The organism is Mesorhizobium sp. M0243 (genome assembly GCF_040321775.1).
In the GTDB taxonomy this organism is placed as follows: domain Bacteria; phylum Pseudomonadota; class Alphaproteobacteria; order Rhizobiales; family Rhizobiaceae; genus Mesorhizobium.
Genome location: NZ_JAMYSF010000055.1, coordinates 1 through 12,737, shown reverse-complemented (window position 1 = coordinate 12,737; position 12,737 = coordinate 1). Strand labels below are relative to the sequence as shown.

The window sequence follows — 12,737 nt, the reverse complement described above, 5'->3', positions numbered from 1 at the left end:
TGCTGGAGATTGGGGTGACGAGGCTGATCAAGCCTTCCAACAGTACCAGCCTGATCAATTACGGCGAGAGCTACCGGTCCGGAGATCGCATCAGCCCCTCTCTGCATATGCACGCGGCCGCCTGAATTGCCGATTTCGCTCAGCTGCTGCTGAATGGCGACGGCTTGCGGCGTATTCAGGGCCCTCTGCGTCTGCGCTGGCCACAACAGCGCTGGTGAATGTTCATTGTTGGGACGACTCACTCGGGTGGCAGGTGGTTGCCCTGGTCAAGCTCATCCGGCGAAGGGCGGATCTGCTGTTGGCTGGCAGCCAAGACTGGGGGCGGCGGCCCGAACTCCGGCGTCCCAGAGCTTGCGAAAGCCTCCGACACGCTTCTGTTGAGGTCATCCCGTCCAGCGGGCATCCCTGGGTTGCTGAAAAAAACGAGGCGGCTTGATGATTCTGCCCTCGCTGAAGCACCTCGCGAAACCCCCTGTTCCAGTCGCAGAAGCTCCTCTGGATTGGTTGGCGGCTCGTCAGCTCGACCATCGAACAGCGGCCGGAGCGCCTCGGACACGTGCTGCTCAAAGCCCACTTGCCGGGCTTGGCCCGCTTGCCCCTCTTCCAAGCCGGCGTCCTGCACCTGCGACAAAGCTGTTACACGGGATGGATTTTTTCGCGGGGTCCACACCAGCCTCACATCAAACTGTATCGTCAAAGTCCTGCGCCAATTCACACAGCGGGTCATCGAGTTGAGATTCGGCGGAGAGCGCCTCCTCTGCTCCCGTCAAGGGCGCCGGCTCCGGGAGGGCGCCTGTCTGGCGTTCAAAGATGCGTTTCAGAATGCGATCCGAGAAATAACGCACCTTCCTCAATTTTAATGGTGGCAGACCTTTGATGAGAACAATCTCGTAGTCGTCATCGAGCAGCCGAACCTGTTCGGGACGCAAGAGCGGTGCACCTTGATGTGAATTCTGAATGGTCCAGTCGAACGTTCGCGCCTGGCTGTGGGAAATCGATTTGGCTTCAAACGTGTATTCACCGATGGCCTTGGAAATGTAGTTCGGAGTCTCGTCATCAGCCGTGGCCATGAACACTTGCAGTCCGGTATTGCTGAGAAAATTCTGCTTGCCAGCCTCTCCATAAGCCCCCGTCAGTGCCGAAAGGCTTTGGATGATGAGCATGAAACGCCCCTTGTAGCCCGCGATAGTCGTGATTGCGGTCTCGATCGCCTCCAGCTTACCCAAGTGCTTGAACTCGTCGAGCAGGAAGAGAACCTCGTGCTTTTCATCCCGGCGGGCCAGCGACCGCTGCAGAATTGAAACGATTTGCTGAAAAAACAAGCGTATCAGAGGCGCGATCACCTCAAGGTCGTTCGGACCAACGCAAAGATAGATGCACGTTCTGCGACGGCGAAGATCATAGACCGAAAAGTCCGAGCGACTTGTGGCCGCCTTTACAGCGGGATCCGCCCACAGGTTGAGCCCGCCATCGCCGAGCACGGAAGTGTAGGAGGTTAGGATTTTCGTATCGTTCCCCGCCATGTCGTCGAAGATGCGTTGTGCCTCTTTGTTCTGGGTCTCCATGGCGAGTCGCGCGAAGAGCTTAAACTTCTCCCCCGGCTGGGCGAAGAGGTCATAGACGGCGCCGATTGTTGGCGTGCCCCGCTCGATGCAGGCAAGGATTCCCGCGACAAAGATATCTCGCGCGCCGCTGACGAAACCTTCCGCGCCCTCCCCCTTGGCCGTAATCAGGTTTGCGGCCAAGCGGCGGGCTTCGGTGAATTGCTGCTGTGGAGGCAACGCTATAAGATCCAACAGCGGATTGTAGCAGTTTGTGCGCCGCTCCGAATCCAGCGGCGCGAATTTAAACACGTCGTCACCTGCGGCTTTGCGCGCCCTCGAGGTGAGCTCAAAGAGCTCCCCCTTGACGTCCAGAGCTATCACCGAGCCTTTGAATGTAAGTAGCGTTGGAATGACTATGCCGACGCCCTTGCCAGCGCGGGTCGGTGCAACGATGAGGCTGTGAGGCTGCTCGCCATTGGTCAGGTAGTAGCCAGGCCAGAAAGGGCCACTTGTCTTCCCAAACACCGGCCCTGTCACGCCACGGTATCGTCGCAGATATCCCGTGCGTCGCATTTCATTCACTCGAGCCCAACGAGCCGTCCCGTGGTGTTCGAGCTTGCGGCGCAATACGATCTGCTGAATCAGCAAGACGACCGCGGACGTCGAGAGCACGATAGCCGCGCCCCGATAGAAAACGGGGGTTGCGAAACCCAAATAGAAGGGCGTCTCAAACCAAAAGGCACGGACATCAAACGCCATCAGAGCCTCGCCGCTACCGCCGTGGCGGAAGGTTGCGTAAAGACTTGCCGCACAGAAGCCCACGGCGAGTGAGCACGCGATGCTAATGGCTATGTTGGGGGGCGTCGTTTTTGTTGAAAGCATTGTTCCATTGCCGGATTAGCCGTAGCTAATGCTGCGCGTGCTTCAGAGACCGAACCGGCGTCGCGCGATGTCGCCGCTCGACAGATCGATGCCGCAGCGGGTGGTGCGATGCTTGCAGCGCATCACCCGGCAGACGTGGTTTTTGAAAGTTACACTAAGCAGGTACGTCAACGGCCAGCGAATTGGAAACGGCAAGGCCGTAAACGGAATTCGGGAGAGAAAGCGTCACTGTACCATGGCCGAGACCTCAACGGCCGGAGCGATCTCTGCTTCTGGTGGCCTCCATTAGGTCCTCTCGGGCGTGATTGAAGGCGTGGTTTATGGACCGCCCGATTTGAGCACCCCGCTGCAGCTGTTCATAGGAGGTTTGCGGGCCTACTGTATCACGGACTGCAGCCTCAATACCTGCTATGTGGCCGTCCAGATTCGCACTCCGTTCCTCTGCTGCATGCTGCGGCGGCGGCATGTGCGGCAAGATGTCTTGCATGCCGGGAAAAACTGAGTGAGCTTGGGCCTGTTGGTTTGCGTCTAACTGTTGATACATGTTGAGAATAGCATTGGATGCCATCATCCTGACATTGCCATCCGGATCAGAAGAAGCCAATCCAATGGCCTGATCAAGAATGCGAGATTTGTTTTCGTCAGTAAACTTACTGAAGTGTGGCGCAACGTAATAAGCTCCGAGAGCTTGCGACGGCGGATCCATGTTGCCAATGCGATTAACAATAGCATCTTGCAGCCCTGGCGTTAGGTAATCGCCTAGATTACTGGCCGCTCCGACTTTCTGCAATGCTATGTCATCCGTGCTGTACCCCAATTCGGCTGTTAATGTCGCGGCCAGATCGATGGCTGATCGTCCAAGACGATTGGTCCGCCTTTCAAATCTCGCGAGGTCAGTTTCTGGCCCGGGTTGAGTGCCCCGAACGGCTGTTCGCTCGTGCGTCCCGAGGCCTTTGAAGCCCCCAAGATTTCGCGCTGTATCGCGCGGGTTAGCGGTTACCAGCCGTTCTGCAACATCGCTCAATGGCCCCTCTGGAACGTCACGGAGGCTACTGCTCCCCACGCCTTGAGATGATCTTGCAGCTGCACGTGCCCGTTTGTTATCGCGATCCATTGCTCGCCTCCAAAGTAGTTATTCTACCCAATGAGGTTACCACCGAAGCTTGACCTGCTAAACCGATATGATGTTACAGTTGTAGTATGGCAAAGGGTTCCCAGCTCTGTGGGTCTGCCAAGTGCCCGTCCAAGCCGAAGAAAATACGATGAAGCTGGCATCAAATGCGATGTGAACTGCCCCGGGCATTCCGGTGGCCGTTTCGTTTGAGTCACGCGGCTATGGCTGGTTCATCCAACATGGCGTAGTAGCGTTCCTCGGCTTCGGCCGGCGGGATGTTGCCGATGGGCTCCAGCAGCCAGCGATTGTTGAAGCAGTCGACCCATTCGAGCGTGGCGAACTCGACGGCCTCGAATGAGCGCCAGGGTCCGCGTCGATGGATCACCTCGGCCTTGTAAAGACCGTTGATCGTTTCCGCGAGAGCATTATCGAAAGAGTCGCCGACACTGCCCACTGCGGGTTCGACGCCGGCCTCCGCCAAGCGCTCGGTGTATTGAATGCTGACGTGTTGGGCGGATTCAACCGGTCGTCGCAACACCAAGGGATTGGAGGTTGCAATGACGGTTCACCAACGCGCTTCAGATCGGTGCACTCGAAAGAAGCTAGATTCGCCCGGGCGTCCGCCGCCTGGCAGCGTGAGAATCGCTTCCGGTTCTGGCAAGCTATTGCCTTGGGACATTCGAGCGAGGAGGCCGCACTGGATGCCGGTACATCAACGCCTCTTGGTCCGCGCTGGTTTCGGAGTGCAGGAGGGATGCCGCCAACGCATTTGGCGCCGTGGGCGAAGCCGCCTTCGGGGCGATATCTTTCTTTCGGGAGCGCGAGGATATTGCGCTTGAGCTTGCCAAGGGAATCGGCATCCGGGCCATTGCTCGTAAACTAGGTCGGCCGCCGAGCACAATCTCGCGGGAGGTCAGGCGCAATGCCGCGACGCGCAGCGGCAATCTGGATTACCGGCCAGTGCCGCCCAATGGCACGCCGATCGTGAGTCCCGGCGGCCTCCTGGCAAGCTGGCGGTCAATCCGGCTCTGCGTGAATATGTTGAGGAGCGCTTGGCCGGCAAAGTCACCAACCCCAATGGCGCCTCATTCGAGGGCCCCAAGGTGGGTATGGAAAAAACGACAGAGCCGGAGGTGGTCGGCAGCCTGGAGCCCCGAGCAGATCGCTAAATCGGCTTCAGATCGATTACCCAGAGGATCAAACCATGCGGATCAGCCACGAGACGATCTATCAGTCCTTGTACATTCAAGGACGCGGAGCATTGCGCCGAGGACTGACCGCATGTCTGCGTTCAGGCCGAGCGTTGCGCGTACCGCGCGAACGGGCCCGAGTTCGCAACAAGTCCTTCATTGGAGACGCCCTTATAATAAGCGACCGTCCGGCCGAAATTGCCGATCGGGCTGTCCCCGGACATTGGGAAGGCGACCTCGTCCTTGGCCTCGGAAGCTAGGCGATCGGTACGCTCGTGGAACGAAGTTCACGCTTCACAATGCGTGCTTCACCTGCCGCGCATGCATGGCTATCAGCAGAGCCTGCGCATCAAGAACGGTCCACCACTTGCCGGCCACGGCGCTGAAGCAGTCCGCAGAGCCATAGCCCGATCCATGGGCAAACTTCCCGAGCAGCTGCGTCAGTCGCTGACTTGGGACCATGGAGCGGAAATGGCGCAGCAGCCGACCTGCGCATCGACACCGGGCTCGAGATTTACTTCTGCGATCCCCAAGCCCGTGGCAGCGAGACTCCAACGAAAACACCAATGGCTTGCTGAGACAGTACTTTCCAAAGGGCACGGATCTCAGTCGGCACACAGCCCGGGAACTGGACGCAGTTGCCCATGCTATCAACACAAGACCGCGCAAAACGCTCGGCTGGAAAACACCTGCCGAACTCCTCGACCAGCTCCTTGGGGGACAGTATGATGCCGGTGTTGCGACGATCCGGTTGAATCCGCCTTGGCTGCCTCTATCGCTGTGATGGATGAGCCCGCCTCCCCGCGCGGGCCGCCGATCATGGAGAGCCTGTTCCAGGGCATCGAGAACGAAGGCTGCATGCGCCGTCCGGCTCACCCGCCAGCCGACGATCCGACGGGCATAGGTGTCGATGACAAAGGCGACATAGACGAAGCGTCCAGGTCGCGACGCAGGTGAAGTCGGAGACCCGCAGCATGTTCGGCGCCGGAGCATGGAACTGGCGGTTGACGTGGTCGAGAGGGCAAGGTGCGGCCTTGTCGCTCACACCGTAGTGCGGATCGGCTTGCCGCGGACGATGCCTTCGAGGCCCATGGCCTTGATCAAGCGGGCAACCGTGCAGCGGGCGACCTCGAAGCCCTCGCGACGCAACCGCCGCCAGACCTTGCGAATGCCGTAGACGCGGAAGTTCGCCTCAAACCCGTCGGACCTCATCCGTCGAGGCTGTATCCCATCTTGCCCGAGCCGACAGCCGGCAGGGGTCGACGCGCTTGACGACATGGTCGTGGTAGGTCGACGGGGCGATCGGCAGCACCTTGCAGATCGGCTCAACCCCATGCGCCTTGCGGTGATCGTCGATGAACGCGATCGTGGCCTGAACCGGCGGTCGAGCTTCGCCTGGGCAAAATACGCGGAAGCCTTGCTCTCGTTGGCCTGCGAAGCTCGCGGCTCTCGCGTTCCAGAGCCTTCAGTTTCGTCGCAGCATCCGTGGGAACTCCGGCGCGCACGGTGAAACCGCCGCCCACCGCGCTGTGCCGCCCCGGGTTGATCGGAGGCGTATGCTCGCGTTCGTGATCCAGAACCAGCCGCACCGCGGGGGGTCCGGACCTCGGGAGAGAACTTGTTGGTCGCCTTGCTTGGGCTGGGTGTACAAGTCAGGTTTTCATCAGGTTGGACGAGTATGTCTGGCAGCCAGAGCGCGACCACTTCCGTGCCCGCCCGCTCGTCTGGCAGACACACAAAGGAGAAAGATATGCCGTCAGCTACAAGCAGCGCCATCGTTTCCTGCCGCAGATCATCGCCCATCCGGTCTGGCCCTGCTTCAGGTCCCCTTGAGCCTGTGTCTCGTCGAGGAAATGGCCCGGGAGCGGGATCGTGGTTTCGTATGAGACAATCCGCCGGTGCGGCAACAAATGCGGTCCGCATACGGAGCCATTACGTCGCGGCACTTGATATTGCAGTGCAGCAAAGGTAGAGGGCCGCCCCTTATCGGAGTGTCGTCCATGGTCCTTACCAATACTGGTAGCGAGGCAGAACCCATCGAACAATCGAGCCATTCGGCAGTCGAACAGCACAGCACCAAGGTTCTGATGCTGGGCGCGCTCGGTGTCGTCTATGGGGATATCGGCACCAGCCCGATCTACGCCTTTCGCGAGGCGCTGGTGGCGTCGTCGGGCGGCAATGTCGCCGAGCGCGGCGATATTCTCGGCGTGCTGTCGCTGATCATCTGGTCGCTGACGATCATCGTCACCATAAAATACATCATGTTCGTGCTGCGCGCCGACAACCGCGGCGAGGGCGGCGTGCTGTCGCTGATGGCGCTGGCGCGCGGCAGTTTCCCCAAGCGTTCAGCATTGATGCTCGCTATCGGCATCGTCGGGGCATCGCTTTTCTTCGGTGACGCCGTCATCACACCGGCGATATCGGTGCTGTCGGCGGTCGAGGGTATGAACGTCGTCACGCCGACCTTCCAACCCTATGTCGTGCCGCTGACATTGGTCATCCTTGCCATGGTGTTCGCGGTGCAGCGCTTTGGCACGGGCGGGGTGGGATTGGTGTTCGGCCCGGTGACCGCCGTATGGTTCCTGGCAATTGGCCTTTCCGGTCTCAACCACATCATCGCCGATCCAGAAATCCTGTGGGCGGTGAGCCCGCACTACATCGTCGCCTTCCTGATCAATTCGCCCGACGTCGCTTTCGTGACCATCGGCGCCATCTTCCTCGCCGTCACCGGCGCCGAAGCACTCTATGCCGATCTCGGCCATTTCGGCCGAAAGCCGATCGTGCTGGCCTGGCTGGCGATCGTGTTTCCCTGCCTGCTGCTCAATTATGCCGGGCAAGGCGCCTTCGTGCTGGCCAAGAACGGCGTCGTCGGCCATCCATTCTTCGAGATGAACGAAGGCTGGACGCTGATCCCGATGGTCGTGCTGGCGACGGCCGCGACTGTCATCGCCAGCCAGGCGGTCATCTCCGGCGCCTTCTCGCTGACCCGGCAGGCGGTGCAGCTCAATATGCTGCCGCGCCTCGAAATCCTGCACACCTCGGAACGGCAGTCGGGCCAGATCTACATGCCGCGCGTCAATCTGTTGCTGGCGCTGGCGGTGATGCTGCTGGTGGTGGGCTTCGGTGAGTCCAGCAGGCTGGCATCGGCCTACGGCATCTCGGTGACCGGCAACATGCTGGTGACGACGGTGCTGCTGTTCGTCGTCATGACCCGGATCTGGAAATGGCGGCTGTGGGTGGCGGTCGCCATGACGGCGCTGTTCGGCTTCATCGACATCGGCTTCTTTGCCTCCAACATCGTCAAGGTGTTCGAGGGTGGCTGGGCTTCGCTGGCGGTGGCCTTCACCATTGTGCTGGCCATGTGGACCTGGGTGCGCGGCAGCCGCTATCTGTTCGACAAGACCCGCCGCAACGAAATCCCGCTCGATTTCCTCGCCGGCAATCTCCTGAAGAAAAAGCCGCAGCTGGTGTCCGGCACCGCCGTGTTCCTGACGAGCGATCCACTCAGCGCGCCAACCGCACTGATGCACAGCCTGAAGCACTACAAGGTGCTGCACGAGCAGAACGTCATCCTTTCGGTGGTGACGGCACCGCAACCGGTGGTGCCCGACAGCGACCGGGTCAAGATGGAGACGGTCAACGAGCTGTTCATGCGGGTGACGCTGACCTTCGGCTACATGGAGCAGCCGAACATCCCGCGCGCGCTGGCGATCTGCCGCAAGCAGGGCTGGAAGTTCGACATCATGACGACCTCGTTCTTCCTGTCACGGCGTTCGCTCAAGGCCTCGCCCAATTCCGGCATGCCGGTGTGGCAGGACCGGTTGTTCATCGGCCTGGCGCGTACGGCGGCCGACGCGACGGAGTACTTCCAGATCCCGACCGGACGCGTCGTCGAGATCGGAACGCAAGTGACGATTTAGGGCATGCCGCGGTTGAGAAGAATCGGTGCTGTCACATTGATTGAGCGGTAAGGAAATTCAGGTAGCAGCGCGCCCGGCACTGTAAGTTTCAGCGGCTTGATGCAGCGATAGCTGGCCGGGACGGCTGTCACGCTGTGGCGACACACGCGATTTTGTTCCAGATTTGCATGGGGCGTTACGCAGGTCTCGATGTTGAGCCGATGACAGCGCATTGCAGGGAAAGTGAGCAGGTCGGCAATCGGATCATGGATGGAAACGAACCGCTGAAGCTGGCGTGCCGACTTGAAGCGTTTCATGATCCTTTCGCGTCGTCGGGTCGGCTGGTGCGAATTTTCCGCTCGATTATTCAGGCCTGTGTGCGACCGGTGTTCGACGCCGGGCATGAGGTCGCGCATGGCGGCATCATAGGATCGGAGCTTGTCGGTGATCATGATCCGTGGTGTCCGCCCTTGAGCTTTCAGCAACTTGCGCATCAGACGCTTTGCCGCCTTGGCATTTCGGCGGCTCTGTACCAGCACTTCGAGGACGAAGCCGTCCTGATCGACGGCACGCCAGAGCCACTGCTTCTTGCCACTGATAGCCACGACACATTCGTCGAGATGCCATTTGTCGCCCAGGCAGCCGGCTGATATTGATCTCCTGGGCGAAATGCCGTCCGAATTTCTCCGCAGCTTCGAACGGTCTGATGCGTGACGATGATGCCGCGGGCCGCCAGCATGTCCTCAACCATGCGCAGGCTGAGCGGAAAGCGAAAGTAGAGCCATACCGCGTGCGCAATGATCTCGGCGGGAAAGCGGTGGCGACCATAGAGCGGATCACGAGCAACTTCTGACATGGCCCAATGTACGCACATCTTCATAAGCTGTCGGTTGACTTTACGATGCCGCGCCAAGCGAGCAGCATCCGGCCGGCGGGGCCGACCCCGCCTCCCGGCCCTGAGCAGAACGGCATCGCGCAGGTGCCGCTTCATCCTCGACGCGGCCAGCCTGCTTTGCCGTTACCGCCGCCGCCGAAAGCGCCAGGCGTTGCCGCCAGGCGCCGGTCCGCCGGCAGCGGTTCGTTTCCACCGAGATCCGATTGCCACCAGTTCCACTTTCCCCCAATACCTGCGTAACGCCGCCATGCAAATCTGGAACAAAATCGCGTATGTCGCCGCAGCATGACAGCCGTCCCGACCAGCTATCGCTGCATCAAGACGCTGATATCTTTACAGTGCCCGCACGCCTCTCGCGCGCCAACGGCCAGTCGGGTGTCGCGAATGAGGCGCGCTGAAGCCATCCGGCTCAGCCGATCATGGCGCTTCGGTTGCCGGGTTCGAGGTCGTGGCCTCTGCCGCTGCGCGATTCTAGCATTTGCGCCTTGGAGAGCTCTGCTTCAGCCTCGGCGAGGCATGGCTCGGCTGCGGTTCTCTGCCGCAGAAGGTCCGATTGTGAATTCTTGACGTTGTCACGACGTAGGCGAGCGGCCTTGGCGAACGTCGGATAAGCGAAATGATTGACATCGGAGATGCCGGCCTTCGTTTCCTCGGCGTTTAACTGGAAGTCCAGTTCTCGCGCCATGCGTTCGAAATCGGCAATCATGATGTCTAGCTGGTGCAACTGTCGCCGCTTCTCATTCACCTGAAATTGCTTCAGTCGGACCAGATTACCTCGTGGCTTCATGACTCGGTACTCCGGTACCCATTTCGTCCAATTAAACCGCTCTCTCCCCTTAACGTTAGGCCTACAGCGACTCTCACGTTTTCTGCTGCGAGCGGAAACATATTTTCCAAAATCCTTGGCCGATGGCTATGAGTTCAATGGCATCGACAAGCATGCGAGCGGGGGACTTAAGGGGCGGTAAAAAAAAGGCGGAATAGGGCGATTTTCACAATGTCTGCATATGAACGCGTTGAGACTGCGGCGGGCTTGACACACAAAGCAATCGTCAAGATTTGCGACATGGACGCCGGGGGGCATGAATACGCCCGCCGTCAGCTACACGCCCCCCGATTTCCGCCGCCTATTATCGCCCACGCGGTCTGGCTTTATTTCCGGTTTCCGCTAGCCTGCGCCTGGTTGAGGAAATGCTGCTGGAACGCGGCATCGTGGTTTCGTATGAGACAAGTCGCCGGTGGGGCATCAAGTTCGGGCTGGACTGCGCTCGCTGCTTGCGCCGCAAGCCGCCGTGCCGGAATGATGTCTGGTACCTGAACGAAGTGGTCGTCACCATCGCCCGGCAAAAAGCTTTGGTTGTGGCGCGCCGTCGAACAGGATGGATATGTGCTGGACGAAATCGTGCAAAACCGCCGCAACACCAAGGCCGCCAAGCGCTTGCTGACGCGGCTGTTGAAGAAGCAGGGGCTCGCGCCGAAGCGCATGATCACCGACTAGCTTCGCTCGTATGGAGCGGCAAAGCGACAGGTAATGCCGGACGTCAAGCACCGGTCGCACAAGGGGTTGAACAACGGAGCGGAGAATTCCCATGTGCCGCCGCGAAAACGGGAGCGGATGATGCAGGGGTCCGATCGCCGGGAGGCCTGCAACGCTTCGTCTCGACCTTGTCAGCCCTCCGCAACCTATTCGTCCCGCCCCGCCCCAAACGTTCTGCTCTCGCCATACATGTTCATCGCCTCAGCGCGATGGCGCTGGTGATATCACGACGCGTTTGTACCGCTCGACCTACGCCACAGGTGCCGACGCTGTGACGAGCTTCATCGGTCGCGTGTCGAGTGACGGCACCGGGGACAATTATCGTCGACCGCAGTTCATTGCCCAGACCAAGGCGCTTCTCGGCGTCGGCACGATGGCAAATCGCAGCGTCACGATCTCGGCCGCTGCCCGTTCTGGCGGCGTGGACGGTGATTTCTGGGTGCAGCCGTAATGGCCCTTTACGTCAAAGCCTCCGGGGTCTGGGGGGCGGCCAGCGCCGTATGGGTGAAAATCTCAAGCCTCTGGACCAAGGCTCGACAGGTCTATGTGCGCAGCTCGGGCGTCTGGGAGGAAATGTTCCCGATAGATCTGGTCTTCAATGGCACTCACGAAGACTCGACTGCCACGACCGTTTACACCCACGCCAGCATTCCGCTTCTTGTCGCGCCACACGCTAATCGTCGTGTCATCGTGGCAACTGAGACCACTGACACCGAAAGTGCAGTGACCGTCAACAGTATGACGATTGGGGGTGTGGCTGCCACCCTTCTCGCTCAGGTGGAAAGCATCTTCAATTCTGGTGTGGTCTATCTGTCAGTGTGGTCAGCCCTCGTGCCAACCGGTACGACGGCAACGATCGTGACCACGTATAGTGAGAGCGTGTTCCGTGACTACATGTCGGTCTATACGACCACCAATTGGGATGGTGTGGTGGGCACTGTTGCCTCTGACAACAATTCAACGGGTGGCCTGACAACGACCGTCAGCATTGGTGCCCTGGGCGCAGCGATCGCAATTGCGGGCAACGCCATCAAGGGGGCATCGGCACTGCGACATGGACCGGGCTGACCCAACAGTTCTCAAACACACCAGTCACGAATAGAAACCACAGCGGAGCAATGGCCATAGCTACCGCCGCCCAAGCTGCCCTCACCGTAACCTGTGCCTACAGCACTACTCCAGCACTTGCCGCACTGCTGGTGGTTCCGCGGTGCGCAACTCCTGACTGGCGACGGCGTCGGCGACATGCCTTACGGACTCGTATTGCCAGAGCTTGTAATCGTCGACAAACCAGCCAAGTCGGCTCTCGATCGCCGTAGCAAGCTCGTTATAGTCGAGGCTGTCGAGGCCGAGATCCCGCATTCTGGTTGTCATCGACACCTCTACTTTTTCGGCAACTAGAGCGTTGAGGGTTTTGAGAACCAGTTGTTCAATTTCAAGTAATGTCATCACTAATACATGCCTTTTGCTTGCAGATTCAGGTAATGCAACCCTGATCGGGGCGCAACCCCCAAAACGAGGTGTGCCGTTGAAACATGTTCTTGTCATTGACGATGATGCCGCAATGCGGCGCCTCATCGCCGATGCATGCCCTGAAGGTAACCGCAGTCCACGATAGCAAGCAGTTTGACTATGTTCTTTCACGTGAGCCAGTCGATCTCGTGGTTGTTGACCTT

7 protein-coding genes, 7 pseudogenes and 1 other annotated feature are annotated in these 12,737 nt (G+C 59.6%); of the genes and pseudogenes, 6 read left to right on the top strand and 8 right to left on the bottom strand.

The window, feature by feature from the left end:
- Positions 1 to 680: 680 nt before the first annotated feature.
- The 3 genes and pseudogenes from virD4 to NKJ11_RS33250 all read right to left on the bottom strand — a co-directional run.
- Positions 681 to 2,426, bottom strand: a complete 1,746-nt coding sequence (virD4, locus tag NKJ11_RS33260) for a type IV secretion system ATPase VirD4 (protein WP_352795149.1) — start codon at positions 2,424 to 2,426, stop codon at positions 681 to 683.
- 247 nt (positions 2,427 to 2,673) lie between these two features.
- Entirely contained in the window at positions 2,674 to 3,450 is a 777-nt protein-coding gene (locus NKJ11_RS33255) for a hypothetical protein (protein WP_245260339.1), read from the bottom strand.
- A gap of 301 nt (positions 3,451 to 3,751) precedes the next feature.
- A pseudogene (locus tag NKJ11_RS33250) lies at positions 3,752 to 4,054 on the bottom strand (integrase core domain-containing protein); the annotation flags it as partial.
- Positions 4,055 to 4,097: 43 nt separating this feature from the next.
- Between NKJ11_RS33250 and NKJ11_RS33245 the strand changes: the two are divergent.
- Positions 4,098 to 5,514: pseudogene (locus NKJ11_RS33245) on the top strand (IS30 family transposase).
- Here the strand turns inward: NKJ11_RS33245 and NKJ11_RS33240 are convergent.
- Positions 5,493 to 6,386, bottom strand: a pseudogene (locus NKJ11_RS33240) (IS3 family transposase); the annotation flags it as partial. The pseudogenes NKJ11_RS33245 and NKJ11_RS33240 overlap by 22 nt on opposite strands.
- Positions 6,025 to 6,141: a sequence feature (AL1L pseudoknot), on the bottom strand. Its footprint overlaps the pseudogene before it by 117 nt.
- Before the next feature lie 344 nt (positions 6,387 to 6,730).
- Here NKJ11_RS33240 and NKJ11_RS33235 point away from each other — a divergent pair.
- The gene (locus tag NKJ11_RS33235; protein ID WP_352795148.1) at positions 6,731 to 8,650 is read left to right on the top strand and encodes a potassium transporter Kup; all 1,920 of its coding nucleotides are present in this window, start codon (positions 6,731 to 6,733) and stop codon (positions 8,648 to 8,650) included.
- 127 nt (positions 8,651 to 8,777) lie between these two features.
- Here the strand turns inward: NKJ11_RS33235 and NKJ11_RS33230 are convergent.
- From NKJ11_RS33230 to NKJ11_RS33220, 3 genes and pseudogenes are all read right to left on the bottom strand, one after another.
- A pseudogene (locus NKJ11_RS33230) lies at positions 8,778 to 9,485 on the bottom strand (IS6 family transposase).
- A 50-nt stretch (positions 9,486 to 9,535) separates the two neighbouring features.
- Positions 9,536 to 9,699, bottom strand: a pseudogene (locus NKJ11_RS33225) (DUF1403 family protein); the annotation flags it as partial.
- Between the two features lie 234 nt (positions 9,700 to 9,933).
- Positions 9,934 to 10,311: a hypothetical protein gene (locus tag NKJ11_RS33220; RefSeq protein ID WP_023679574.1), complete on the bottom strand. Its 378-nt coding sequence runs from the start codon at positions 10,309 to 10,311 to the stop codon at positions 9,934 to 9,936.
- Between the two features lie 295 nt (positions 10,312 to 10,606).
- Here NKJ11_RS33220 and NKJ11_RS33215 point away from each other — a divergent pair.
- The 3 genes and pseudogenes from NKJ11_RS33215 (at position 10,607) to NKJ11_RS33205 (ending at position 12,129) form a co-directional block, all read left to right on the top strand.
- A pseudogene (locus NKJ11_RS33215) lies at positions 10,607 to 11,336 on the top strand (IS6 family transposase).
- The gene (locus tag NKJ11_RS33210) at positions 11,333 to 11,512 is read left to right on the top strand and encodes a hypothetical protein (protein ID WP_352795147.1); all 180 of its coding nucleotides are present in this window, start codon (positions 11,333 to 11,335) and stop codon (positions 11,510 to 11,512) included. The pseudogene NKJ11_RS33215 and the gene NKJ11_RS33210 overlap by 4 nt, the downstream one beginning before the upstream one ends.
- Positions 11,512 to 12,129 (top strand): hypothetical protein, encoded by a 618-nt coding sequence (locus tag NKJ11_RS33205; protein ID WP_352795146.1) that lies wholly within the window; start codon positions 11,512 to 11,514, stop codon positions 12,127 to 12,129. Before NKJ11_RS33210 ends, NKJ11_RS33205 begins: the two co-directional genes overlap by 1 nt.
- A gap of 105 nt (positions 12,130 to 12,234) precedes the next feature.
- Here the strand turns inward: NKJ11_RS33205 and NKJ11_RS33200 are convergent, their stop codons facing one another.
- On the bottom strand, positions 12,235 to 12,510 hold the full coding sequence (locus NKJ11_RS33200; RefSeq protein WP_023679571.1) for an acyl carrier protein: 276 nt from the start codon (positions 12,508 to 12,510) through the stop codon (positions 12,235 to 12,237).
- A gap of 79 nt (positions 12,511 to 12,589) precedes the next feature.
- On the opposite strand from NKJ11_RS33200, the pseudogene NKJ11_RS33195 reads away from it, so the two are divergent.
- Positions 12,590 to 12,737: pseudogene (locus tag NKJ11_RS33195) on the top strand (DNA-binding response regulator); the annotation flags it as partial.

Coding starts and splice junctions, on each gene's coding strand:
- virD4 (WP_352795149.1), bottom strand. CDS start 2,426: ATGCTTTCAACAAAAACGACGCCCCCCAACATAGCCATTAGCATCGCG.
- NKJ11_RS33235 (WP_352795148.1), top strand. CDS start 6,731: ATGGTCCTTACCAATACTGGTAGCGAGGCAGAACCCATCGAACAATCG.
- NKJ11_RS33220 (WP_023679574.1), bottom strand. CDS start 10,311: ATGAAGCCACGAGGTAATCTGGTCCGACTGAAGCAATTTCAGGTGAAT.
- NKJ11_RS33205 (WP_352795146.1), top strand. CDS start 11,512: ATGGCCCTTTACGTCAAAGCCTCCGGGGTCTGGGGGGCGGCCAGCGCC.
- NKJ11_RS33200 (WP_023679571.1), bottom strand. CDS start 12,510: ATGACATTACTTGAAATTGAACAACTGGTTCTCAAAACCCTCAACGCT.